33 protein-coding genes are annotated in these 23,601 nt (G+C 59.3%); 26 read left to right on the top strand and 7 right to left on the bottom strand.

The window, feature by feature from the left end; translation table 11 throughout:
- Window positions 1–66: 66 nt before the first annotated feature.
- The 7 genes from DXT77_RS05890 to DXT77_RS05855 form a co-directional block, all read right to left on the bottom strand.
- Window positions 67–342: a pyocin activator PrtN family protein gene (locus DXT77_RS05890; protein WP_119426961.1), complete on the bottom strand. Its 276-nt coding sequence runs from the start codon at window positions 340–342 to the stop codon at window positions 67–69.
- Window positions 339–803 (bottom strand): hypothetical protein, encoded by a 465-nt coding sequence (locus tag DXT77_RS05885; protein ID WP_119426960.1) that lies wholly within the window; start codon window positions 801–803, stop codon window positions 339–341. The genes DXT77_RS05890 and DXT77_RS05885 overlap by 4 nt, the downstream gene beginning before the upstream one ends.
- A gap of 167 nt (window positions 804–970) precedes the next feature.
- Window positions 971–1,213, bottom strand: a complete 243-nt coding sequence (locus tag DXT77_RS05880; RefSeq protein ID WP_119426959.1) for a pyocin activator PrtN family protein — start codon at window positions 1,211–1,213, stop codon at window positions 971–973.
- Window positions 1,210–1,593: a hypothetical protein gene (locus DXT77_RS05875; protein ID WP_119426958.1), complete on the bottom strand. Its 384-nt coding sequence runs from the start codon at window positions 1,591–1,593 to the stop codon at window positions 1,210–1,212. Before DXT77_RS05875 ends, DXT77_RS05880 begins: the two co-directional genes overlap by 4 nt.
- A complete protein-coding gene (locus DXT77_RS05870; RefSeq protein ID WP_119426957.1) occupies window positions 1,590–1,865 on the bottom strand; it encodes a hypothetical protein in 276 nt (91 codons plus the stop codon). Before DXT77_RS05870 ends, DXT77_RS05875 begins: the two co-directional genes overlap by 4 nt.
- 10 nt (window positions 1,866–1,875) lie before the next feature.
- Complete coding sequence (locus tag DXT77_RS05865; RefSeq protein WP_119426956.1) at window positions 1,876–2,247, bottom strand: hypothetical protein; 372 nt, start codon at window positions 2,245–2,247, stop codon at window positions 1,876–1,878.
- A 353-nt stretch (window positions 2,248–2,600) separates the two neighbouring features.
- Window positions 2,601–3,398, bottom strand: coding sequence for a helix-turn-helix transcriptional regulator (locus DXT77_RS05855; RefSeq protein ID WP_119426954.1), 798 nt, complete (start codon window positions 3,396–3,398; stop codon window positions 2,601–2,603).
- A 118-nt stretch (window positions 3,399–3,516) separates the two neighbouring features.
- Between DXT77_RS05855 and DXT77_RS30350 the strand changes: the two genes are divergently transcribed.
- From DXT77_RS30350 to DXT77_RS05730, 26 genes are all read left to right on the top strand, one after another.
- Entirely contained in the window at window positions 3,517–3,726 is a 210-nt protein-coding gene (locus tag DXT77_RS30350; RefSeq protein WP_119426953.1) for a Cro/CI family transcriptional regulator, read from the top strand.
- Between the two features lie 139 nt (window positions 3,727–3,865).
- Window positions 3,866–4,354 carry a phage regulatory CII family protein gene (locus DXT77_RS05845; protein WP_119427029.1) on the top strand — a complete coding sequence of 163 codons (489 nt, stop codon included), beginning with the start codon at window positions 3,866–3,868 and terminating at the stop codon, window positions 4,352–4,354.
- Window positions 4,347–4,553, top strand: coding sequence for a TraR/DksA C4-type zinc finger protein (locus tag DXT77_RS05840; protein WP_119426952.1), 207 nt, complete (start codon window positions 4,347–4,349; stop codon window positions 4,551–4,553). The genes DXT77_RS05845 and DXT77_RS05840 overlap by 8 nt, the downstream gene beginning before the upstream one ends.
- Window positions 4,550–7,249, top strand: coding sequence for a bifunctional DNA primase/polymerase (locus DXT77_RS05835; RefSeq protein ID WP_119426951.1), 2,700 nt, complete (start codon window positions 4,550–4,552; stop codon window positions 7,247–7,249). The genes DXT77_RS05840 and DXT77_RS05835 overlap by 4 nt, the downstream gene beginning before the upstream one ends.
- Window positions 7,246–7,581 carry a hypothetical protein gene (locus DXT77_RS29690; protein WP_147406985.1) on the top strand — a complete coding sequence of 112 codons (336 nt, stop codon included), beginning with the start codon at window positions 7,246–7,248 and terminating at the stop codon, window positions 7,579–7,581. Before DXT77_RS05835 ends, DXT77_RS29690 begins: the two co-directional genes overlap by 4 nt.
- Window positions 7,578–8,060 (top strand): hypothetical protein, encoded by a 483-nt coding sequence (locus tag DXT77_RS05830; protein WP_119426950.1) that lies wholly within the window; start codon window positions 7,578–7,580, stop codon window positions 8,058–8,060. Before DXT77_RS29690 ends, DXT77_RS05830 begins: the two co-directional genes overlap by 4 nt.
- Window positions 8,061–8,251: 191 nt before the next feature.
- Window positions 8,252–8,596, top strand: coding sequence for a phage holin family protein (locus DXT77_RS05825; protein ID WP_119427028.1), 345 nt, complete (start codon window positions 8,252–8,254; stop codon window positions 8,594–8,596).
- 165 nt (window positions 8,597–8,761) lie between these two features.
- Window positions 8,762–9,352: a terminase small subunit gene (locus DXT77_RS05820; protein ID WP_119426949.1), complete on the top strand. Its 591-nt coding sequence runs from the start codon at window positions 8,762–8,764 to the stop codon at window positions 9,350–9,352.
- A gap of 4 nt (window positions 9,353–9,356) precedes the next feature.
- The gene (locus DXT77_RS05815; RefSeq protein ID WP_119426948.1) at window positions 9,357–11,417 is read left to right on the top strand and encodes a phage terminase large subunit family protein; all 2,061 of its coding nucleotides are present in this window, start codon (window positions 9,357–9,359) and stop codon (window positions 11,415–11,417) included.
- Between the two features lies 1 nt (window position 11,418).
- A complete protein-coding gene (locus DXT77_RS05810; protein ID WP_095139911.1) occupies window positions 11,419–11,625 on the top strand; it encodes a phage head-tail joining protein in 207 nt (68 codons plus the stop codon).
- On the top strand, window positions 11,625–13,103 hold the full coding sequence (locus tag DXT77_RS05805) for a phage portal protein (RefSeq protein WP_119426947.1): 1,479 nt from the start codon (window positions 11,625–11,627) through the stop codon (window positions 13,101–13,103). The genes DXT77_RS05810 and DXT77_RS05805 overlap by 1 nt, the downstream gene beginning before the upstream one ends.
- Window positions 13,100–14,269, top strand: a complete 1,170-nt coding sequence (locus DXT77_RS05800; protein WP_119426946.1) for a head maturation protease, ClpP-related — start codon at window positions 13,100–13,102, stop codon at window positions 14,267–14,269. Before DXT77_RS05805 ends, DXT77_RS05800 begins: the two co-directional genes overlap by 4 nt.
- On the top strand, window positions 14,266–14,610 hold the full coding sequence (locus tag DXT77_RS05795) for a head decoration protein (protein ID WP_095139914.1): 345 nt from the start codon (window positions 14,266–14,268) through the stop codon (window positions 14,608–14,610). The genes DXT77_RS05800 and DXT77_RS05795 overlap by 4 nt, the downstream gene beginning before the upstream one ends.
- A gap of 63 nt (window positions 14,611–14,673) precedes the next feature.
- Window positions 14,674–15,669 carry a major capsid protein gene (locus DXT77_RS05790; RefSeq protein WP_119426945.1) on the top strand — a complete coding sequence of 332 codons (996 nt, stop codon included), beginning with the start codon at window positions 14,674–14,676 and terminating at the stop codon, window positions 15,667–15,669.
- A 2-nt stretch (window positions 15,670–15,671) separates the two neighbouring features.
- Window positions 15,672–15,992: a hypothetical protein gene (locus DXT77_RS05785; RefSeq protein ID WP_119426944.1), complete on the top strand. Its 321-nt coding sequence runs from the start codon at window positions 15,672–15,674 to the stop codon at window positions 15,990–15,992.
- Window positions 15,989–16,645, top strand: a complete 657-nt coding sequence (locus tag DXT77_RS05780; RefSeq protein WP_119426943.1) for a hypothetical protein — start codon at window positions 15,989–15,991, stop codon at window positions 16,643–16,645. Before DXT77_RS05785 ends, DXT77_RS05780 begins: the two co-directional genes overlap by 4 nt.
- Before the next feature lies 1 nt (window position 16,646).
- On the top strand, window positions 16,647–17,168 hold the full coding sequence (locus DXT77_RS05775; RefSeq protein WP_119426942.1) for a hypothetical protein: 522 nt from the start codon (window positions 16,647–16,649) through the stop codon (window positions 17,166–17,168).
- 32 nt (window positions 17,169–17,200) lie between these two features.
- Window positions 17,201–17,752: a phage baseplate assembly protein V gene (locus tag DXT77_RS05770; RefSeq protein ID WP_119427027.1), complete on the top strand. Its 552-nt coding sequence runs from the start codon at window positions 17,201–17,203 to the stop codon at window positions 17,750–17,752.
- A gap of 54 nt (window positions 17,753–17,806) precedes the next feature.
- Complete coding sequence (locus DXT77_RS05765; protein WP_256662907.1) at window positions 17,807–18,076, top strand: hypothetical protein; 270 nt, start codon at window positions 17,807–17,809, stop codon at window positions 18,074–18,076.
- A 5-nt stretch (window positions 18,077–18,081) separates the two neighbouring features.
- Window positions 18,082–18,408 (top strand): GPW/gp25 family protein, encoded by a 327-nt coding sequence (locus DXT77_RS05760; RefSeq protein WP_119426941.1) that lies wholly within the window; start codon window positions 18,082–18,084, stop codon window positions 18,406–18,408.
- A complete protein-coding gene (locus DXT77_RS05755; RefSeq protein ID WP_119426940.1) occupies window positions 18,405–19,289 on the top strand; it encodes a baseplate J/gp47 family protein in 885 nt (294 codons plus the stop codon). Before DXT77_RS05760 ends, DXT77_RS05755 begins: the two co-directional genes overlap by 4 nt.
- A complete protein-coding gene (locus tag DXT77_RS05750) occupies window positions 19,290–19,895 on the top strand; it encodes a phage tail protein I (protein WP_119426939.1) in 606 nt (201 codons plus the stop codon).
- Window positions 19,892–21,427, top strand: a complete 1,536-nt coding sequence (locus DXT77_RS05745; RefSeq protein WP_119426938.1) for a phage tail protein — start codon at window positions 19,892–19,894, stop codon at window positions 21,425–21,427. The genes DXT77_RS05750 and DXT77_RS05745 overlap by 4 nt, the downstream gene beginning before the upstream one ends.
- Window positions 21,428–21,436: 9 nt before the next feature.
- Window positions 21,437–21,814, top strand: coding sequence for a hypothetical protein (locus tag DXT77_RS05740; protein ID WP_119426937.1), 378 nt, complete (start codon window positions 21,437–21,439; stop codon window positions 21,812–21,814).
- A gap of 103 nt (window positions 21,815–21,917) precedes the next feature.
- Window positions 21,918–23,084, top strand: a complete 1,167-nt coding sequence (locus DXT77_RS05735; protein WP_119426936.1) for a phage tail sheath family protein — start codon at window positions 21,918–21,920, stop codon at window positions 23,082–23,084.
- A gap of 12 nt (window positions 23,085–23,096) precedes the next feature.
- The gene (locus tag DXT77_RS05730; RefSeq protein ID WP_119426935.1) at window positions 23,097–23,600 is read left to right on the top strand and encodes a phage major tail tube protein; all 504 of its coding nucleotides are present in this window, start codon (window positions 23,097–23,099) and stop codon (window positions 23,598–23,600) included.
- The last annotated feature ends 1 nt before the right edge of the window (window position 23,601 follow it).

Here is a 23,601-nt window from a genome sequence, read left to right as displayed (position 1 = left end):
ATATTGCTTTTGGTATGAAATTACAATCATGGTATTGGCGCCGTATGTGAGCGACGCCGTGCTCCATTAACTGGATCTTGGTTGACTGTTAAGTTGTGCACACTCTTTGATCGCGCTTTCGCGTCGTTTGTCGAGATAAATGGCCAAATCAGTTATATGAACTCCTTTTGCGCTTTTCTGGCTGGATTCAAGCCTAGTGATGGGGATTCGAATTTGACCGGCCATTACTTTGCGTTGAAACATATCGGTAGTTAGATGTGTGAAATAGTCTTTACACACTTGATTAAGTGGAATAATGGTCAGCCCGTTGTATTGGGCCATAAGCAGAAATAAAGTTTTCATGCAGCCTCCTCAGCTACTTGCTCATAGCTGGGGAGTGATTGTCCGGCCAAGCTACTCTTGATTTCTGGTTGTAACTGCGCAGCCATTGTAAGCACATTCTCGCGCAGAGCTCGGGCATCACGCTCGAGCTTCTTGCCGGTGCGAAAAGCGCTGAAGGTTTCTGCGGCGATCCGCAACAGATCGCCAACGGCCACCAGTTTTTGGTGTTCTTTCGGGCCGAAGCATGGGCTGGCTTCAAGTTGCTTGCAGATATGTGTCAGACGCGCGTGATCGGCCCGGATGAACTGCAGGGAGGCCTGCAATTCGCGGATGGATTTAGCGTTTGCGGCGCGTTGGATGTCTTCACCCTCGAGCAGGCCTTTCTCTAGGCCATCACTTCGGCCCATGATGTAGCCACCCCAGATGAGCAGCCCAGCTAAGGCGACTAGGGTAATCAGTGCGCTAATTTGAATTGTGGTCATGTGCTGTGAGCCTCAGTAAAACCCTCCGCCGGGATGCTTGGTGAGAGGCCAGCGGAGGAAGATTGCGTGATAGTTACCCCAGGTGAAACTTCCGAAGAGATCGGCCGTATTCATGGGTTTCATGTGTTGTGCCTTTTTTCTCTGGACGGCAGGCGTGACCGTTGAAATCAAGCCGCTTGATTCGCTGCTTGGGTATCAAGGAACTCCGCCAGGTCGTGCAGGTACACCACTCGTTGAGCGCGAGCCGACCCGTGCAGACGCTTCACGACCAGCGCGATGCGGCCTGCCTTGATCTCGGCAAGTAGGTAGCGGTCGGTGCGAATGTGTGCGAAGTACTGTTCCCGAACTGCTGCCAGGGTCGGGCATGGAGTAGCGAACTGACGTCGCAATTGTTCAAGTGTGTTGCTCACGCTGCGTTCTCCCCGAACCCCTCCAATGGGGGCAGCAACTTGAGGCGAATCAGCTCGGCGAGACCTTCTTTACTTTTACCCATTGCAGCCGCACAAATGTTGCCCTTGACGTCAGCCACCACAGCGCCGAATGGGAACTCTGGCGAGTTGGTTGGCGTAACGTAGGCGACTTGTCCTTCCAGGATTACGTTGTTGACGCAGCGGAATACCTCGGCCAATTCGGTACTCAGTACGGGCATGCTCTCAAGCAATTGGATTGCTTCCGACGAAGCACCAACGAGCGTTGCGCGACTGACTACCCCCGGGCAGTTTAAGTAGATCGGAATCAGCTTCAGGGCGCCAAGGGCTTGCGTGTAGGCATTGAGTTTGTTGGTTTTCATGCAGCGGCGTCCTTTTTCGTAATGATGATTCCAAGTTTCTTGGCCAGCCATTCGATCCCTTCCTCCTTCACCATCACCACGGAGTAATGACGGCACTTGTTGAGTGACGGAATAACGGTGCTGCGGGGGTCCGAATACAGGCAGCCGCGATCACGGTGCTGGCTGGATAGGTCGCCACTGCTGTTGAGAATGCCTAGCTCGCGCAACCTCTTGCGGAAGGTGCGGGGCTTGATTCCGAGCAATGCGGCTGTTTCGTCCAAGGTGCGGTTCATGGCGCAGTCCTCAGGCGGCGATCAGTTTGCGGACGCGGTCAAGCAATGCTTCCGAGTCCGCAAGTGCTCGATCAATTTGCGCAAGGCGGCCGGACTGCTCGGGGGGAGCGGGTTGAGCTGACTCAATTCTGCCGTTCGCAATATCTTGGATGAAGTCCCGCAGGTGTAGGTGATTGGCTCGATCCGATCGCTTGAGGGTCAGTTCGCCGGTGTGCCCTCCCAATTCAACGCTAACGACTGCGCTGTTTTGAGTGAGCTCCACATCAAAGCTTACATAGATGGTCTGCTCTGGTCGTTGAAGAGGGCACACGGCACCACCACCAACCTGGAGCATGTGATGCAACAGGTCTTGTTTAGTGAGGGGAATGAGGTAGTTATTCATGCCGCATCGTCTCCGTGCGAACCAGCAGCAGGTTCGGATGCGGCAGCGGTGATAAGTTGCGTAGCAGCGGCGGTGCGGCGGTGGGGGCTGCTGATGGCGAGTAGCCCCGTGCGGCGCTGTAGGTCTTCAACAGCGCCGCGACTGGTGCATAAGGAGGGGTGCAGGTAAACAGGACAGCGAGTATTGCGATGCTGTGAGGTTTGCATGAGTTGATCTCTTTGGTGAGAGGTGGATACCAATGCAAAATTAGTGTTACTGATTAAATATGTCAACAGTATCACTTATAAATACTGGGAAATAAAATTAGCGGGCGAAAAAAAGACCCCACATGGGGGCCTTTGGAAAGGCATTGTCTAAAGCATTACCGAGTACCAGAACACCTTCCCGATGATGCGAATGTGCTGCTGCACATAGTCGCCATCATATCGCTCGTCCGGATGCTCCTCGGTGTTGTAGCTTCGCAGGCGTAAACCTGAGCCAGGCAACCGATAGAGGAGCTTCACGCGCAACTGGCCATCATGATCTATCGCGTACATCTTGCCGTCTTGAACGACTGTATTGGCGGTGTCTACACCCACGGTACTGCCATCAGGAAGCACTGGCTCCATGCTGTTACCAGTTACGGGAGCGCAACCTGCAGATGCAGGATCAATGCTTTTTCTTTTAAGAGTCCGTTTCCCGAAGCGTAATTTACGTCCGTTTGTTTCAAGCCTCACCTGAGATCCATTACCCGCAGACAATTCCACTTCCTTAAAGAATGGCAGCTCCACCTCATCAGGCCCGAGAGGCGTCTCGTCATCCCACACTTCAATCTGATGCATTTCCCAGTCGGTGGATCTTGAGCTTTGACTACTGCCTTGCGAATGCCGCAGGCGGGGCATTTCGGCGAAAGCAGCGAGACGTGGGCTTACCTCATCAAGCGAAAAGTCCAAGACATTCGAAAACTTGATCAGCGCTCCGATGTTGAGAGGGATTCGGCCATTTAAGTACTGGCTGACAACGCTTTGCCCAGCCCACTCGCACATGTCGGCGATTTTGTCCTGGGTAAGGGAGGGATCGTGCCGTTTGCGATCCTGATAAATAGCCTTCAAGCGCATAGCCTCGGCTTTTCGGGTTTCGTCGTCGGCAGTAAGTGGGATCGAGGTAATCATGCATCGCAATTTATAAGGAAGACTTATTTTTTCAAAACAGTCCTACGTCTTTTTCGCTTGCTGTTTAAAAGAAGTAACACTAATATCCGCATCGCAACGCCCACTCGAGGAAGCGTGGATGGCAAACGAAATAGGAATTCCCTTAGGAGATTTCGCCCAGGGTAAGACTCAACCAGAGCTCGCTTTACTGATCGGGGTATCGCAAAGCGCAGTCTCTCAAATGCTCAACTCAGCTCGGGATATCCGAGTTCAAGTTGATGAAAAGGGGGCCTGTACAGCCGTGGAGATTCGTCCAATCGGATCCCGCCGCAAGGCCAGGGCCGCCTAAAAAGTGTCGAGCTGGGGCCTCTCACCAAAGAATCCCCCAGCCCGACTACGACGATACACAGCACATGCACATCGGTCGTGGTCGTAGGATAGGGTTTACCCTGAGCTATGGCTACACCGTAAATAGGGGATTTACGGTTATGAGTCGCACAGATCTTTTGCCGGACGCAGGTCCGGTCCTGCCTCTACGCCAAGCGATTTATCGCGCTGGTCGTGACTATAAGGGCGGAATTACCGCCCTTGCCTTTGAAATGGTGTTGGACAACGACACCCTCCAGAAGAAACTCAAGCTCGATGAAGAACGCCGCTGGCTGAATCCAGATGAACTTGAGGAAGTGATCAGGCTGACCGCTGATCCACGCTTGCTGGACGCATTGATGCGTCCAGCAGGTGCGGTTTGGTACCGGCCCGTGCCCGTACCGGCAACCCGTGATGCCTTGAAAGCGGTTGGTAAGCTTCTCGGGGAAACCGGTGAATTCGTGGCCAAGATGCACGACGGCGCGGCGGACAACGTCTGGGAGCTTCATGAAGTCGTGGATCTCGAAAAGTACGGAATGGATGTAATTCGAGAAGTCCTCGGCATCATGGCAGGAGCTCGTCAGGCGATGGAGGATCGCATCAATGGCTGATGATATCGACCGCGCAAACGAGCAGGCGCAATACCTGCTTGATGTTGCTATTCATCGCAGTCGCCGCGTGCAATCGAGCCGCGTTAGCGCGCAGTTCTGTGACGACTGCGACGAACCGATCCCGTTGCTTCGACAGCAGAAGGTTGAAGGTTGCGAGACCTGCGTCTCTTGTCAGGAGTTGCGGGAGGCCCGGCGATGAGTGGATCGGGCAAAGGAACAGCCATCGCAACATGGGCAAAGCGTTACATCAATGCTTTTGACTTGGCACTCGTATCGATTGATCCAGGTGAAAAGGCTCCGAAAGGGCTAGGGTGGAATAAGCCCGGAGGCTATATCACCGATGCCGAGACAGCCGAGGCGTTCTGGCAACGAAACCCAAATCATAACCTTGGCGTCGTGCTCGGGCCGAGCCGCGTTTGTTCATTGGACGTTGATGACGTTCAATGGACGCGTCATGTTCTGTATGAACTCTTGGGGCTTGATCTTGATGCGATGACAGTGGTGTTCCCGACTATCGTCGGGAATCCGCTGCGATTTCGGGTGGTATTCAAGGTGCCGGCAGGCATTGAGCTCACGCGTCATTCACTGTCATGGCCGAATGAAAAAGACCCGGACGGTTCGATTTTCAAAGGATTTATGGACAAGGCCAAGGCTGCGAAAGAGCTGGGTGATCTTGCCGCAGAAGCCGCTGCGCGAACCGAAGCCGAGCCGTTCAAACGCTTCACGGTCTTTGAACTACGTGCCGGACTGGTGCAAGACGTATTTCCACCATCAATTCATCCCGGTACCGGCAAACCTTACATCTGGAAAACCGCTCCACGTGCTACTGAAGGGCTGCCCACGCTGACCAAAGAGTTGCTTACCATTTGGCAGAATTGGGAGTTTTTTAAGCGAGATGCTGAAGCTGCGTGTCCATGGGCGATTGCGCCACCGAAGCCACCGGTCAAAGCCCAAAAGCGTCCTGCGCTCGGTGGCGGCAAACGACCCTCTGTAATTGATGAATTCAACCGTTGTCACGATGTTGCGGAGCTTCTTCGCGCCCATGGGTACATCAAGCGAGGCAATAAGTGGCTGTACCCTCAAAGCAGCACCGGTCTGCCAGGGGTAACGATCAGTGAAGGGAAGGTTTACTCGCACCACGGTGCTGACCCTCTCGCGAACGGACATCAGAACGACGCCTTTGAAGTGTTCTGCTTACTCGAGCACGGCGGCGACCAGTCGAAGGCTGTGAAGGATGCTGCGCGAATGTTGGGTATGCAACACGCCGCCCGTCCAGATCCTAATGATCTTCCCCCCACCCCATCCGGTGAATTGAGCGGGCCGACCTCCGACGAAACACGCCCGTCCAGCGAGGCCGCTCCTGCTCCTGACGGGGGGGCGGGGGAGGTCATAACGCTGGACTACATTCTGCGTCGTTTTGCGCTGGTAGAAGGCACCACGCACGTGTGGGATTGCGACCAAACGAAGGTAATGAAGAAGTCCGCTTTCGAAGCTCGTGTGGGCAAGCCACTGGCCAAAGCCTGGTTGGACGACACCGGAAAGAGACTAATTTCTGACGACCATGTTCGCGAGATCGAGCAGGCGCGCCGCATGGCTGGGAAGAAGGGCGGTGCATTCGGGATGTCTCCAACCGATCGCTACGTTTACATCGATGGCACCAAAGACGTTTGGGATCGGGAAAAGAAGCGGCGCATAGCCGAGGGCGCGGTGAAGATGGCGCTGGGTGACACTTACCCGTTGTGGCTGAACAGCAGCGAGCGCCGCACCGTCGATGTTGAACACATCGTGTTTGATCCGACCATGACGAAGGATCCTGCGGTGTACATCAATACCTTTGACGGGTTGCCGCTTGAGCCAGTCAGGGATGATGCAGCGTGTGCCAACCTGCGTTGGCTGATCTCATTTCTTTGTAATCATGATGAAGCCGCGACCGATTGGTTAACTCGCTGGCTGGCGTATCCGCTGCAGCACTTGGGCGCCAAGATGGACACCGCTGTATTAATGCACTCGATCATGGAAGGTTCGGGCAAAAGCCTTTTGTTCGCTGACGCACTCGGCATGCTTTACGGCCAATACGCGGCGACTGTTGGCCAGACGCAGTTGGAAAGCAGTTTCAACGCGTGGCAAAGCCGCAAATTGTGGTCCGTTTTTGAAGAGGTGGTCAGTCGCGATCAACGTTACAACCAGGTGGGCAAGATCAAGCACTTGATCACTGGTAAAACGGTGCGGATGGAGTCGAAGTTCATTAATGGCTGGGAAGAGGCCAACCATATGAATGCGGTATTTCTCAGCAACGAGATTCTTCCGTGGCCAATCAGCGACAGTGATCGAAGAATGCTGGTCATGTGGCCTATGGAGACCCTACCAGTCGCTCGGCAAAAGGCAATTGGTCGTGAACTGGAGCAGGGTGGGGTGGCGGCGCTCTACGGTTGGTTACTGTCGGTCGATCTAGGGGACTTCAACCAGCGCACGCGGCCGCCATCGACCGAGGCGCGTGAGCGGTTGGTGGCCTTGAGTCGGGCCGGCTGGCAAACATTCTTGCATCTGTGGAAGTACAGCGAGCTGGGGCATGGGCTTTGGGGACCGTGTCTATCGACCGACCTCTATTCGTTGTTTCTCGAATGGTGTCAGCGCAACAAAGAGCATGTGATGAGTCAGACGAAGTTCTCTCTGTTCATCAGTTCCGAGGTGGATAAATCGCGTGCAATACCTTGGACTGACGGCAATAACCGTCGTTTTGGCGCGTTTTTCTTTCCCGCGGACCTGGATGCTTCCCCGCCCCCATCACTCAAGGCGGCCGAGCTGGGCAAGCAGGTGGAAAACTGGCGGGCTAATGCCAGGCTGGCGGGCTGGCACGTGGACAGCTGGGATCACATCAAGGCGCTTGCAGCATGACTATTTTCAAAAGTGTGTTGGGTGTGTTGAGTGTGTGTCGGGTTGATTTTGAATACTCCACACACGTTCAGTGCCCGGAATACATGCCTTCGCGGCTGTTGTGTGGGGTGTGTTGGGTTTTGTGTCGCGCACGCGCATGCATGACGTTATTTGCAACGAATTCGGCGAAAGGAATTTTTTCTAATGCGAAGACTGATAAACCCAACAAACCCAACACACTCAGCTCAAATCTATTTGAGGCATTGAATTTAAAGGGATTTATTTGTGTTGGGTTTGTGTCGGGTTGCGGTATTTCTGTGTTGGGTTCGGTTTTGTGGGGGGCAGGGCAATGATTGAGGCGATGGAGTTGTTGCTGAACCATTGGGGCGAGCAATGCCGAAACGCCGGTGAAGCCGGAGGCATGGGTAGCCCGATGGCGACGATCATGGAGTGGGGCGGTTGTGCGCCGCGGGGCACACCCGGTTCTCGGATCCTTCTCGGCGCTGGTGCGGGTCCAGATGCAATTGCGCAGGAAATTGGTGCGGCCCTTTCTGAGATTGCCCGGCAAGATGGTCGGGGTGAAAGGCTGCAACAGTTGGCAGTTATGCGTTACGGCTTTGCCCCTGCACCGACATGGGCAGCGCAGATGCACGAACTGGGCTACGTCTCAAAGGCGAAGCAAACCTACTACGATCTTGTGCACCGCCTTCATGTCCGACTCTTTGAGGTGCTGGCCGAGCGCAAGGACGCACGTAAGTGGCTGACCGTTGGTCGGGGCGCTTTACCTCAAAGTCTCCTCAAAGTTGCCTCAAAGTTGCGTCAAGTTGGATAACCGAAAATGCCCCCTTTTCGGTTCCGTACTCAGGGGGTAAAAAGTCCCCACGATATGGATTCTGCGCCTTGGCGCTTCCCCGAGCACGTGCTGTGCACTTCGTCCTGGCGTATGCCGCGACATTGAAAACCCTGCCCTCCGGCGGGGTTTTCTTTTTTGTGTTCGGCATGCTCCTTCACTTGAGGCACAACATGACAAATGAGCAGCAAGCGCTGGCAGAAATGCCGATCTGGTTGGTGATCGTCCTGGCTCTGGTCGGCGGCGTATCCGGTGAGATGTGGCGAGCAGACAAGGATGGTGCGCGGGGGTGGGCATTGTTGCGCCGCCTCGCGCTTCGGTCCGGGGCCTGCATTGTCTGCGGGGTGTCGGCGATGATGCTGATGATCGCGGCAGGCATGACGCTCTGGACGGCGGGCGCCTTGGGTTGCCTGACGGCAATGGCCGGTGCCGATGTGGCCATCGGGTTGTACGAACGCTGGGCTGCCAAGCGGCTGGGCGTCTGCGAAGTCCCGCCAGCCGGGGGCGAGCAAGGGTGATGCACCGATCTGGGGCGCCGAAAACCGGCGGGGACCCTAGGGGTATCTGAAGGACACGGGGTCGGAAACCCGCGGGACTGTGTTAGCGGACGGTTCACCAGCTTAGTGAACTGAGGTGAACAGGTGAACTAGCGGTGAACTCGTGGGTGAACTGGAGAATTAACCATGACAATCATCAGCAAAACGGAGTTTGCGGCCCGGCGCGGCTGGGCCAAATCCTATGTTTCCAAATTGGCCAGTCAGGATCGGCTGGTGCTCACCGCAAACGGCAAGATCGACTTGGAAGCCACTGAGGCGCTGCTCGATAAAACCAGCGACCCCAGCAAGGCCGCCGTCGCCGATCGTCACCAACAAGATCGGATTCAGCGTGACGTTTATAGCCAACTGTCGCCCCTGACGGAGCCGACTTCCACGGCTGCGCCGCCGCAGCTGATGCCGAGCGACGGCAAGCATCCGGACTACCAGAAGTCTCGCGCCCTGCGCGAGCACAACATGGCCAAACTCGCCGAGATCGAGCTGGGCAAGGCGCAAGGTTCGCTGGTGTCGAGGGAGGCCGTCGAGACCGGTGCTTACGATGCCGGTCGTTTGTTGCGCGACCAGTTGTTCGGACCGTTGCCTCAGCTGTCTTATGACTTGGCAGCCATGACCGATCCCTGGCAGATCGAAAAACACCTCACCGCGACAATCCGCAAAACGCTGGAAGAAGCCGAGCGCCTTTCTTCAGCAGATCTTGAACATGCCTTAACAGCGAACTGAACCTATGCACACGGAATTTTCTGACGGTGCAAAGGTGTACCGTGAGAATTACTTTCGTGGCCTGCGGCCCGATCCCGATCTCTGGATCGACGAATGGGCCGACGATTACATGCGGATCCCGCGTGACACCGGTGCCCCCGAGCCCGGCCAGTATCGCACTTCACGGACACCTTATGCCCGCGAGCCAATGCGCTGCCTGTCGCCGGCTCATCCTTGCAGGCGCGTGGTCACCATGGTGGCCTCGCAGTTGATGAAAACGCAGATCGCCCTGAACTGGATGGGCGGCCTGATCCATATGGCCCCCTCGAACATCCTGGCGCTACTGCCCAGTCTCGGCCTGTCCAAACGGGTATCGGGGCGGATTAGCAAGACCATCCAAGCCACTCCTGTGTTGCGCGAGCGGGTTGCGGCCACTCGCTCGCGGGACGCGCGCAACACTATGGACACCAAGGAATTCGAGGGTGGCTCGCTGTACGTCACTACCGCAGGTTCTGCGGCCAACCTGTCGGAGCTGTCGGCACGCTACATCTACGGGGACGAAGTCGACCGCTGGGAGAACGACGTCGGCCAGGAAGGTGATCCGATCAAGCTGGCAGAGACGCGGGCGACCAACTTCGGCCGCAATGCCAAGATCTACTTTTCCAGTTCACCTACGATCAAAGGCGCCTCGCGGATCGCCGATCTGTTCGAGTCCAGCGATCAGCGCCACTACTACGTGCCTTGTCCGCACTGTGGGCACATGCAGGTGCTGGAGTGGGAAAACCTCCTCTATTCCGCCGACTTCAGTGTCGTGCATTACAAGTGCACGGCGTCCGGGTTGGACTGTGACGTTCTCATCGAGGAGCACCATAAGAGTGACATGCTCGCCCGGGGCGAGTGGCGTGCGCACGGTAGCGGCGACGGCAAGACGGTGGGATTTCATCTCAGCGCCTTGTACTCACCAACCGGCTGGATGGACTGGACCTCGCTTGCCATCGAGTTTGAAGACGCAAAAAAAGCCCAGGCTCAAGGCGATACCAGCCTGATGCAGGTGTTCTACAACACCCGTCTGGCCAAGGTCTGGGACAGCGCACTCGAACAGACCAAGGCAGAAGTGCTGATTGCCAGGGCACGGCAGGAGATCTACACCCTGGGCACGATGCCGGCCGGTGTGCTGATGCTGACCGGCGCCGTCGACGTCCAGGCCAACCGCCTGGAAATGATGGTGATGGGTTTTGGTGTCGGCATGGAGCGCTGGGTGGTGGATCACCAGGTCATCTGGGGCGATCCAGCCGACGAGCGCACCTGGTCCGTGCTGGACGAAAAACTCAAAACTCGCTACCGGCATCCTTGCGGTGTCGGCTTGGGCATTCTTGCCGTTGGCGTCGACTCCGGCGGTCACCACACCGATGAGGTTTATCAGTTCTGCCGCGTTCGTCGTTGGCGCAACGTCTTCGCCATTAAAGGCGCAAGTAAGCCGGGTAGGCCAGTCATCGCGCAGCGCCCGTCCCTGGTCGACGTGACCTGGAAAGGCCAGACCGAACGTAACGGTGCTGAGTTGTGGTTCGTCGGGACTGACACGGCCAAGGACTGGATCTACAACCGCTATCCGTTTCCGGACGGGCCAGGCTCTCTGCACTTCGCCAACGACTTACCGGACGAATTCTTTGCTCAGTGCGTCGCCGAACGCAAAGTCGTGCGTTACGTGCGCGGTCACAAGCGCATCGAGTGGGTCAAGGGTAAAGCCGAACGCAACGAAGCCCTCGATCTGATCGTGTACTGCTTGGCCATGGCCCATTACCTCGGCATCAACCGTTACCAGGAACACGACTGGGATCGAGTGCGTCAGGCGCTGGCGCAGTCCGGGTTGTTCGACGATGCACCGGCCAAGCCTGTCCAGGCCGAGCGTATTGAACAAGCCCAAATTGCCGAAACAGCGCCGCCGGCTGCTGTCCGGCAAGCCCAACTGGCACCGCCTACACCGCCTACACCGCCTACACCGGCTGCACCTCTCGCACCCACGCGACCTGCTGCATCGCCATCACCACGCCGCAGTTCTACCAGCGGTTATCTGAAGAGACGCTGATATGTCCTTTACCCAACAGCACCTCGACGTGATCGAGAAGGCCATCGCGCGCGGTGAAAAAACCGTTCGCTTTGGCGACCGCACCGTCGAGTACCGCACCATCAACGAGCTTCTGCAGGCGCGCGAAGAAATCCGCACCTCGCTGCTCAACGCTGCTGGGCCGCGCTCACGCGTGGTCCGGCTTTATCACGGAGGCAAAGGACTGTAATGGCTCGTTATCCGACGCTGACCCGTAACGGATTCTTGCTGCCGTCGAACATCAAGGCCAGTTACGAAGGCGCCGGGGAGGGCCGTCGTTCCGCTGGCTGGGATGCGCCCGACAATGGCTTGAACACCATCAACACGCCAGCGCTGCGCAATCTGCGTTCACGTTCGCGGGCCGCAGTGCGCAACGATCCGTATGCCTTCAACGTCATCGAAAAGCGCGTCAGTAACCTGATCGGCACCGGTATCAACCCCCGGCCGAAGACGGACGATGACGCGCTACGCAAGCGACTGCAGGAGCTGTGGGAAGACTGGGTCGATGAGTCGGACGCCGATGACCTGACCGACTTCTACGGTCAGCAGGCGCTCGCCGCGCGCACGGTCGAAACCTCGGGCGAATGCTTCATTCGGTTGCGACCACGCAGTCTGGACGATGGTCATGCGGTGCCGTTGCAATTGCAGTTGCTCGCACCGGAGTTCGTGCCGCACGACAAATTCGAAACCACCCGCGATGGCAACGTGATTCGCGCCGGCATTGAGTTCAACCCGGTCGGCAAGCGCGTGGCTTACTGGATGTACCGTTCGCACCCGGGCGATCCCTCGTCGTTGAATTCCGGCTACAACCAGCTGGTGCGCGTGCCAGCCACGCAAGTGCTGCACATCTTCGAGCCCCTGGAGCCCGGACAGTTGCGGGGCGTGCCGCGCTTGTCGCCGGTACTCAAGCGCCTGCGCAGCCTCGACAACTACGACGACGCGGTGCTGTTTCGCCAGGAGGTGGCCAACCTGTTCGCGGGTTTTATCACCCGCCCGCCGCCGGACTCCGGTCCCTTGCCGCGCGATCCTGTCACCGGTCAGCCGCTGGTGACCGACCGCGACGGCTTCACGCCAATGGTTGCGCTCGAGCCGGGCACCATGCAGGAACTCGGACCGGGCGAAGAGGTGGAGTTCTCCAAACCGCCGGACGCCGGCAATAACTACCCGGACTTCATGCGGCAGCAACTGATGGCCGCTGCGGCCGGTACCGGCACACCTTACGAGATTCTCACCGGCGACATGCGCGAGATCAACGACCGCGCGTTGCGCGTTGTGCTCAACGAGTTTCGCCGTCGGCTTGAGCAGCTCCAGTTCAGCGTTTACGTACATCAGCTGTGTCGGCCGGTCCGTGCTGCGTGGATGGACATGGCGGTGCTGTCCGGTGCGCTGGAGCTGGAGGATTACGCCCAGCGTCGACGCGAATATCTGCGCACCCGCTGGGTACCGCAGGGCTGGGCCTACATCCAGCCGGTGCAGGACGTACAGGCACGCACGATGGAGGTGAAGGCCGGTTTCGCCTCGCGCAGCGAGATGGTGCTGCGCACCGGCTACGACGCCGAAACGGTTGATGCGGAAAACGCCGCTGACCTCGCCCGGGCCGTTCGCCTGGGCCTCAACTACAACACCCTCGACGTCATCGAGTCGCTCGACGACAAGGAGCAATCATGAGCAAACAGGCGCGACCGCGCATTTACAATAAGGCCGGCGAGCGCGTGCAGGTCTCTGACAAGAGCTGGTATGCCATGCAGGCCAACGGCGACGCCGAGCAACGCACCATTGAAGTGTTCGTCTACGGCGAAATCGGTACCTGGGGCATTACCGCCAATCAGTTTGTCCAGGATCTGCGCGCCATGGACGACGGCGTGTCGCCGGTGGTCGCCGCCTTCAACAGTGTCGGCGGTGATCTGTTTGACGGACTGGCGATGCACAACGCGTTGTCGCGCTTGGGTGAGCGTTGCACTGGCCGGATCGATGCACTGGCCGCGAGCGCAGCCAGCGTTGCGGTGTGCGGGGCGCACCGTGTGGTGATTGCGTCCAACGCCATGTTGATGATCCACAACCCGTGGACCTACGCCGCCGGCGACGCCGAGAGCTTTCGCAAGGTCGCCGATGTGTTGGACCAGACTATGGAAGCCATCATCGCGGCTTACAAGGCCAAGGCTCCTGACATCGATGAGCCCGAGTTGCGCCGCCTGGTGGCGGCCGAGACCTGGTTGACGGCAAACGAAGCGGTGGCCTTGGGTCTGGCCGATGAGATCGGCGACGGCGTCAAAGTCAAAGCGTGTTTGGGGCAGGGCGCCGTGCTGCAGCGTTTCCAGCATGCACCGGCCGCGCTGCTGGCTCAACTGGATGAACCGACTGATCCGGAACCCGAACCCACACCGGACCCTGAGCCGCCGATCCCAGATGACCCGCCGGCGCCGGCGTCCAATGCTGCACAACTGGCGTTGCTGATCAGCCAGCGTTGCACGGCGGCGGGTATCAGCAACCTGATCGAGCCGCTGCTCGCTGTCACCAAGCTGGAAAGCGAAGCGGTGGTGCAGGCGTCGCTGACCCAGGCCAAAGCCATCAACGACTTGTGCGTTGCCGCGCGGTTACCGGAGTTCAGTGCCGAGTACGTTTCGGCGGGCCTGGATACCTCGACGGTGCGTGCCCGGCTCTTCGACAAACTGGTGGGCTGCGGCAAAGGCTTCGAGATCGATAACAGCCTTCCACTGGCCGATGACCTTCCGCCGAAAGTGCAGGCCAAGCAAATCGACCAGCCCTCGATCTGGTCCGCACGGCAAGCGGCGCAGACCGGCAAACGAACCTCACTTACTGGAGCTACTGCATGAACATTCAACGTGAACCGATGCACGCCGGCGAATTCCTCCTGTCCGAGGGCGCTGGCACCATTTCCCGCGAAGCAATCAACGTCGCCGCCGGCCCGGCGCTGGAGCCTGGTCAGATCCTGGGTCTGGTCACCGCCACCGGCGAATTCGCGCCGTATAACCCGACCGCTGAAGACGGCAGTGAGAACGCGCAGGCGATTCTCTTCGGCCCGCTGAGCACGTCCGACATTGTCCGTCGCGGGCGCGCCGTGGTGCGTCTGGCCGAGGTCAGCGAAGCACACCTGACCGGCCTGGATCTGGCCGCCGAGAAAGCGCTGGCCGCCCATAACGTGATCGTTCGCTAAGACGATCGCCATCAAATTTTCAGCCCGCCCTGTGCGGGTTTTTTGTTTTCTGGAGACTGCTTCATGGCTGACATTCAAATCTTCAACGACGAGGCGTTTTCGGTGTCCTCGTTGACCGCCGCCATCAACGAACAGGAATACGTACCCGGGCGCATTGGCAGCCTGGGTCTGTTCCAGGAGGAAGGCATTACCACCCTGACGGTGCAGATCGAGAAAGACGGCGACACCCTCGCCCTGGTACCGGCCGGTGAGCGCGGCACCTCCGGTCTGGTGGTGTCGGGCAGCAAACGCAACCTGATCCCGTTCAACACCGTGCATCTGCCTGAGCGCTTCACCATCAAGGCTGATGAGATCCAGGGTATTCGCGCCTTCGGTACGCGCTCCGAGCTGCAGTCGGTGCAGGACGTCGTCAACAAACGTCTGGCCAAGGCGCGCCGCCAACTGGACGTCACCCATGAATTCCAGCGGCTGGGCGCGCTGAACGGCAAGATCTACGACGCTGACGGCAAAACGGTATTGCTCGATCTTTATGACCGTTTCGGTGTGAAACGAAAAAGTTTGTCGATGGGCTTTGGTGGCTCGGACGAGGACTTTCGTATCAAGTGTGGTGATGCCCTGGATTTGCAGGAAGACGCTCTGGGGAGCGTTACCCGTAGTGGTTCGCGCGCATTCTGTGGCAAGAACTTCTGGAACGCCATGCTGAAACTTAAGGAGGTGAAAGACACCTACCTCAATACGCAGCAAGCGGCCTCGTTGCGCGGTGACGCGCGTGAAAGCTTCGATTACGGCGGCATCACCTGGGAGCGTTATCGCGGCAAGATCGCGGGCGTGACGTTCGTGCACGACGACAAGGCCCTGCTGATTCCCGAAGGTGTTCCGGATCTGTACATCTCGGTGTTTGCGCCGGCCGACTACATGGAAACGGTCAACACCGAAGGCGTGCCGTACTACAGCAAGATCGAACCCTTGCCGTTCAACAAGGGCATGGCCGGTGAGGCGCAGTCCAACCCACTGCACATGTGCACCCGGCCGCTGGCGCAGATCCTGTTGGAGATGTAGTCATGGGCATTCGCGAGCTGATGGCCGATGTCGACAGCGTCGTGTTCGAAACCTTGGGCGACCGTGCGCGGATCGAAGGGCGTAGTGAACCGGTGCTGGGCATGTTTTCGGCGCCCTGGTTACAACCGCGGATGGGTCGGATCAACACCGCCATTCGCGAGCCGCGCTTCGAGGTCCGTGTTGCTGACGCCGATGGTCTGAGCAAGGGGCTGCTGGTAAGCGTTGATGTACCGGACCTGGACGGTGGTGGGGACTACGACCTGCTGCAGCTTGAGCCCACCGGTGATGGCCTGGTCGCCTTGATCCTGAGGAAGCGACCGTGAGTGTCGGCAGCTACTTCAAGCCCTCGGCCGGCGGAGGGATGATTTCGCTGCAGACCTCGGCGGCAGATCTGAAAGCTTTTCAGGATTTCGCCGCCCTGGTGCCGAAAGCCGCTGCTGCTGCACAGCGGCGAGCCATCAACAAAACGTTGCGATGGCTCGCCACGCAAATTGCTCGCGCCGTTGGCCGACAGGAGCGTATTGCGGTTGCTGCTGTGCGGCAGCGGTTGCGAGCTTACCCGGTCAGCGGTGGTGCGAACAGCGGCAAGCTGTGGTTCGGCCTGAATGCCATAGAGGCCAGTCGCATCGGCCGGCCCCGGCAGAGTCGATCCGGTGTGTCGGTGGCCGGCCGGCGCTTTCAGGGGGCGTTTTTCAAAAAGGTCTATGGCAGCAGTGCGGACGTCTGGATCCGCACGGCCAGCAAGCATTTTGACGCCAGTGACTACCCCGACAGCGATGTCAGTGGGGCGGGCGGGGCCAGTTCGGGCTGGATCGCTGAACACGGCAGCCGCTTTCCGCTGGCGAAAGCCAAGGTGTCGCTGGAGCAGGCGCGGCCACACTTCGAAAGCTGGATCCGCAGGGCCGACGAACAGTTGCTGCACGTCCTGCAGCAGGAACTCAACTTTGAGCTGCAGAAGCACCTGAGGGGGAAATGACGTGGCCGATCAAGTCGACGAGCCGTTCAGTCTTGAGCAGCTTTATCACGCCATCGAACAACGTATTCAGGACCATTTGCCATGGGTGCAGACGGTGGCCATATGGCCGAATGACTTGGATCGTTTACCACTGCCGGCGGTGCTGATCGAGCTGGCCGAGATGGAACCAGGCCTCGATCCGGGAACAGGTGAAATCGGCTTGGCCTGCAAGTTCGAGGCGCGGGTGATCACCGATCCCATTCAGCCGGATCACCATCAACAGGCGGTGTTTCTGGCTGGCCACCTCGCCGCGCTGCTGCGCATGCAGAGCTGGGGTATGGCGGTCGAACCGGCGGAGTTCGTGCAGGCCATGCCGGACTGGACCAAGCCCGAGCTGGACGGTTACACCGTCTGGGTCGTGGAGTGGACGCAACAGATCTACCTCGGTGAGGCCGAATGGCCATGGCCGGATCAGCCACCGGGCACCCTGGTGCTGAACATGGAGCCGGGCGATGGTCCGTTCCGTCCGGAGGACGTGTTGTGAGTTCGGCTTATGTCGCCGCACAGCACGACCGCATGCTCGCCGGTCTGGTCAAGGACTGCTACGTGGTCGCGGTGGATCTCGCCGCATCGCCTCCGGTGTGCCGCGTCTCGGACGGTGAATGGGTCAGTGGCTGGGTGCGTTGGCACAGCGTCGCCGCAGGCAAGGCACGCCACTGGCGAGCCCCCAGCATTGACGAGCAAGGCACCTTGATCAGTGCCAGCGGCGACGTGGCACAAGGCACGTTCATCCCCGGTCTGTACGGCAACGGTGGACCGCCGCCAGACAACCGCGATCACGTCGAAGTCTGGCGTTTCGACGATGGCGGATCCCTGATCTACGACTGGCAGGCAAAAAGCTACAGCATCACCCTGCCGACGGGCATGGTCACCATCAATGTCGGGGCGACCCAGGCCGAGATTACCGATGACGCTGTGACGGTGAAGTCGGCCACGATCAATCTGCAGGGCGCGGTCAACATCAAGGGGCCGGTCAACATCGACGGCACGCTGCACGCCTCGCAGGACATCACCAGCGACGGCGCGATTCTGGATACCACCGGCAACAGCAACCACCACAAGCATTAGCGAAACCTTTAACCCAGCCCGCCGAGTGCGGGCTTTTTCATGGCTGGAGCATTCATGAGCAAACCAAAAAATGATGGAGAAACGCAGGACCCGCATGAAGGGGCGCCAGTACCTGGGCTGGTCCCACTGACTCAGGGTTTCCCTGGTAATGCGTCTGCGCGGGTCACGACGTTCCGCGACACTCTTTACACCTCACGCACGGTCATCCTTCCGGACGGCCGCACGTTGGCCGTGGCGAAGAGCAAGGTCTCGGTCGACATCTCCGATGAGGTCGCGTTGACCTGCCTCAAGAACCACGCCGAGTTTGAGCCCCTCCAGGAGTAATCCCGATGATCGGAATGGATCGCCACACCGGGCAGCCCATCTCCGGCATCGAGCATCTTCGTCAATCAGTTGCGGACATTCTCGGCACGCCGCTGCTGAGCCGCCGCGAACGCCCGGAGTACGGCAGCAAGTTGCGGCGCATGGTCGACCTGCCCATCAACGAAGGCTGGAAAAGCGCGGCGCAGGCCGAGGCCGTGCGGGCGCTCAACCGATGGGAGCCTCGGCTCAAGCTGGAGCGCGTCGTGGTGGTCTCCGTCCTGGGCGGTCAAATCAATTTCAGAATCAGCGGCGAATACCTCGGTGAGCGCGGCACGTTGGAGGTGTGGGTATGAGCACCCTGATAGATCTGTCGGAGCTGCCGGCCCCCGATGTGCTGGAACCGTTGGACTTTGAGGATACGTACAGCGAAGCGCTGGGTGTGTTCCGGGGGCACATGGGCCAGAACTGGACGGCCTCGCTGGAAAGCGACCCGGTGACCAAGCTGCTGGAGGTTGGCAGCTACATCAAGCTTGGCAACCGTGCGCGGGTCAACGACGCGGCCAAGGCCCAATTGCTGGCCTATGCCACCGGTGCCGATCTGGATCACCTGGCCGCCAACGTCAATCTGAAGCGCCTGGTGATTCAGGCTGCGGATCCGCTGGCCGTGCCACCGGTTGCGGCAGTGATGGAATCTCATGATGCGTTGCGCGAGCGCATCCAGTTGGCTTACGAAGGTCTGACCACGGCCGGCCCGCGCAACAGCTACATCCTTCATGCACGCAACGCCTCGGCGCTGGTCGCCGATGCCACGGCGGAAAGCCCGGCGCCGGCCTGTGTCGATGTCACGGTGCTGGGGCTGGAGGGCGACGGCACGGCCGGGCCGGAGCTTTTGGCCTTGGTCGCGGCGGCTGTGAACGATGACGACGTGCGACCGGTCGGCGACCGGGTCACCGTGCGCGGGGCGGAGATCCTGCGTTACCGCGTCGACGCCGTGCTGCACATGAGAGGCGCGGGCCCGGAGAACGACGCGGCACTGACTGAGGCAATTCGTCGATTGGAGGCCTGGATCAATCCACGGCGCCGACTGGGCGTCGAAGTGGCCCGGTCCGGTGTCGACGCGCAGCTGCACGTCGCCGGTGTCGGTCGGGTGGAATTGATGGATTGGCAGGATCTGAAACCCACCAAGGCACAGGCCGCGTTTTGCACGGGTTACACCGTCGTGCTGGGAGGTTGAATGCGCAGTCTCCTACCGCTCAACAGCACTCCCCTGGAACGGGGTATCGAGGCGACGTTCGCCGAGACCACACTGATCCCGTTACGGACGCTGTACAACCCCGACACCTGTCCGGTGCACTTGCTGCCGCACCTGGCCTGGGCCTGGTCGGTGGATCGCTGGGATCCAGCGTGGCCAGAGTCGGTCAAGCGCGCCGCGATCAAGGCCTCGTTCTACATCCACAAGCACAAGGGCACCATTGGCGCACTGCGGCGGGTGGTCGAGCCGCTGGGTTACCTGATCGAGGTGTTGGAGTGGTGGCAGACCGTGCCGGAGGGCGTGCCGGGCACCTTCGCCCTGAAGGTCGGCGTACTCGACACCGGCATCACCGAGGACATGTACCTCGAACTCGAACGCCTGATCGATGACGCCAAACCCGTCAGCCGGCAACTCACCGGCCTTGCCATCAGCCTTGAAACGCAAGGCGACCTGAACATTGCAGCGTCCCTCTACGAAGGCGACGAGATCGACGTCTACCCGCCAGTGATGCGTGACATTGAAGCCACGGGCAGCTTCGGCGTGGTCGGGCGCGAACACACCATCGACACTCTGGACATCTATCAATGACTGATGCGAATTCTCAGTTCTTCGCCATCCTCACCAAGGTAGGGATGGCCAAACAGGCGAATGCCGACGCGCTCGGCATTCCCTGGAAAATCACCGACATGGGCGTGGGCGATGCCAACAACATCGACCCAGTCGTCCCCAGTGAAGCCCAGACCAAGCTGATCAACGAATGGCGGCGCAAACCGCTAAATCGGCTCTTCATTGACCCGGTCAATTCGGCGGTGATCATCGCTGAACAGATCATACCGGCCGATGAGGGCGGCAAGTGGATCCGGGAGATCGGTCTGTACGACGCGGACGGTGACCTGGTGGCGGTGGCCAACTGCGCGCCGAGCTTCAAACCGCTGCTATCACAAGGTTCGGGCCGCACGCAGATTGTGCGTATGAACTTCATCGTCACCAGCACCGGAAACATCCAGCTCAAGATTGATCCGGCCGTGGTGCTGGCCTCTCGGGCCTATGTAGACGCGGCCATTCTGGAAGTGCTGCCGAAGAACAAGACGCCGGGCCAGTTCACGCGGGTCAAGGTCAACGACCGCGGCCTTGTGGTGGAGGGGGATAACCCGAGCACGTTGGCCGGCATGGGCATCACCGATACCTACACCAAGACGCAGATCGAGGCGATGATTGCCCAGGCCTCAGCGTTGCCGGTTGGCGTCATGGCGCCGATTCCGGTCGACAAGATCCCACCCGGGTTTCTGGAGCTTGATGGTTCGGTCAAGAGTATTGCGGTTTATCCCGATCTGGCGGCGTTCCTCGGCACGCTCTTCAACAAGGGTGATGAGGGCGCCGGCAATTTCCGCTTACCCGAGTCGCGTGGCGAGTTCCTGCGGGGCTGGGATCATGGGCGCGGCGTCGATGCTGGACGGGCAATTGGTAGCTGGCAAGACCATGCGTTTCAGAATCACTTGCATGCTCTGCGGCAAACAGTAACGACTGCTACCCCTTCGGGCACGGGTCTGGCGGTGGTCATCAGTGGAGCGGGTACTGGCGGCAACTCTGACGTACCAATGACGGGCAACGTTGGTAGCGAAACCCGTCCTCGCAACTTGGCGATCATGTGGTGCATCAAGGCCTGGAACGCGCCGATCAATCAGGGAAACATCGACATCGCCGCTCTGGCGGCGCTGGCGACGCAGGCCACGGAAGTTAAGTTGGGTACGGCCAAGATCGCCACACAAGTGCAAACCGATACCGGCACCAATGACGCGACAATCGTCACGCCGGCCAAGCTCAAATTCGGCTTTTCCGCCACATTCGCAACCACCGGCTGGATTCGTCTTCCAAGTTGGCTGGGTGGTTTAACCCTCAGTTGGCAGCAGGTGACGGCGTCCTCCGCAGGTCTGACCGTGGCGCTTCCGATTGCTGTGGCCAATAAGTTTTTGGGTACATGGGCGCAGCACCTCGGCCCCAAGGGTGGCCCGGTTTACGCCACCAGCATGAGTTTTGACGACGCTGCAAAAAACACGGTGAACGTGACTAGCTCGGTCAGCGGTGCAGCGGCATTCACCGTTTTCGTCTTGAGTAACTGAGGTCTTTCGATGCATACCTATTCGCCATCAACCGGGGCGTTCAACGCCCAGTCTGAAGACAATGTGCAGCTCTCCAATCAGGAGTTTCAGGCCCTGTTTGCAGCCCAGTCGTCTGGCAAACAAATTGTCCCTGGTCCGGAAGGAAAGCCGATAGCGACCGATCCTGTGCCTTACACCCGTGAGCAAATCGAGCGCCTGCGTAACGCGGCTTACTCCGATATTCAAACCGGTACCGACCGGCTGTTCGCCGAAGTCAGTCGTCTGAAACTGATGAACGAGCCGGGCTGGGAGGATGCCCAGGCGCGAGCGGTGGCGCGCTATCAGGAAATTCAGGCCGAGTTTCCGTGGCCTGAAGATCCTGAACCGGAGCCCAGCCAAGCCCCATAGACGCCCCACACTACTGGGGCGTTTTCTTTTCCACAACCTGCAACACGAACATCCCTGACGGCCTCGCTCATGCGGGGCTTTTCTGTTTCTGGAGATCGACTCTATGAGTTTTTTTCACGGCGTCACGACCACAGCGGTCGATACCGGCGCGCGCACCATCACGTTACCGTCCTCGTCGATCATCGGCTTGTGCGACACCTTCACTCCCGGCTTGCTCGGCGGCGGCACCGCCAAGGCCGGCGAACTCAAACTGATCACCACCGAGCGCGAAGCCATCGCGGCGTTCGGCGCTGACTCCGCGATCACCAAAGCCTGCAAGGCGATCTACGCCAAGGCCAAGGCGGTGATCGTCGCCATCGGTGTGCCGAAGATGGACGACCCGGCGCTTCAGACTTCGGCGATCATCGGTGGCGTCCTGGTGTCAGGTCAGCGTACCGGCCTGCAGGCGCTGCTCGATGGCAAAAGCCTGTTCAATGCCCAGCCGCGATTGCTGATCGCACCAGGTCATTCGGCCACTCAGGCGGTGGCCACGGCCATCGACGGCCTCGCGCAGAAGCTTCGAGCCATCGGCGTCATCGACGGACCGGGCACCACCGACGAGGCCGCCATGGCCTACGCCAAGAACTTCGGCAGCCGCAACCTGTTCATGGTCGACCCCGGTGTGCAGTACTGGGACACCGAAGAAAGCAAGACAGTCGATGCGCCTGGTTCGGCATGGGCAGCGGGTCTGTTTGCCTGGACCGATGCGACCTACGGTTTCTGGGCCTCGCCCTCGAACAAAGAACTCACCGGCATCACCGGTACCACCCGCGCTGTCGAGTACCTGGACGGCGACGACACCTGCCGGGCCAACCTGCTCAACAACGCGAACATCACCACGATCATCCGCGACGACGGTTACCGCCTGTGGGGTAATCGCACACTGTCGAGCGACCCGAAATGGGCGTTCGTCACCCGCGTGCGCACGCTGTTCATGATCATGGATGCGGTGCAGGCCGGGCACAAATGGGCAGTCGACCGCTCGATCACCAAGACCTACGTCAAGGACGTCACCGACGGCCTGGAAGCGTTCATGCGCGACCTGAAAAATCAGGGCGCGGTGATCAACTTCGAGGTGTTCGCCGATGAGGAACTGAACACGGCCAGCCAGATCGAGCAGGGCAAAGTGTTCTGGCGGATCCGCTTCACCGACGTGCCGCCGGCCGAGAACCCGAATTTCCTTTTTGAGGTCACCAACCAATGGATGACTGAAGTGCTTGAGCCTGCCTAAGGAGGCCTCCTGATGAAACCTGAAGTTTTGTCCAATTGCGCGGCGTTTATCGACGGCGTGAGTTTTGCCGGCGAGGTGCCAAGCCTGACCCTGCCCAAGGTCGTGCTGAAAACCGAAACCTACCGGGGCGGCGGTATGGCCGGCGAGATCGAGATTCCGGTCGGGGTGGAAAAGCTCGAATCCGGCTTCACCACCAACGGGGTGCGCCGTGAGGCATTGAAGTGGTTCGGGCTGTCCGACCGCACGGCCTGCAATGCGGTGTTTCGCGGCACCTTCAAGGGCCTCCAGGGCAAGGTCACCTCGGTCATCGTCACCATGCGCGGCGGACTGAAAGAGGTCGACATGGGGGACTGGAAGGCCGGTGAAAAAGCCGAGACCAAACACAACATGGCGCTGACCTACTACAAGCTCGAAGTCGGCGGCCGGGTGGTTTACGAGATCGACATGGTCGGCATGGTGCTGGTGATCGACGGCGTCGACCAGCTCGCAGAAGAACGTTCGGCCCTGGGCCTGTAAG

Source organism: Pseudomonas sp. 91RF, assembly GCF_003576265.1.
Classification (GTDB): domain Bacteria; phylum Pseudomonadota; class Gammaproteobacteria; order Pseudomonadales; family Pseudomonadaceae; genus Aquipseudomonas; species Aquipseudomonas kribbensis.
This window is presented reverse-complemented; position numbering and strand designations above follow the sequence as displayed.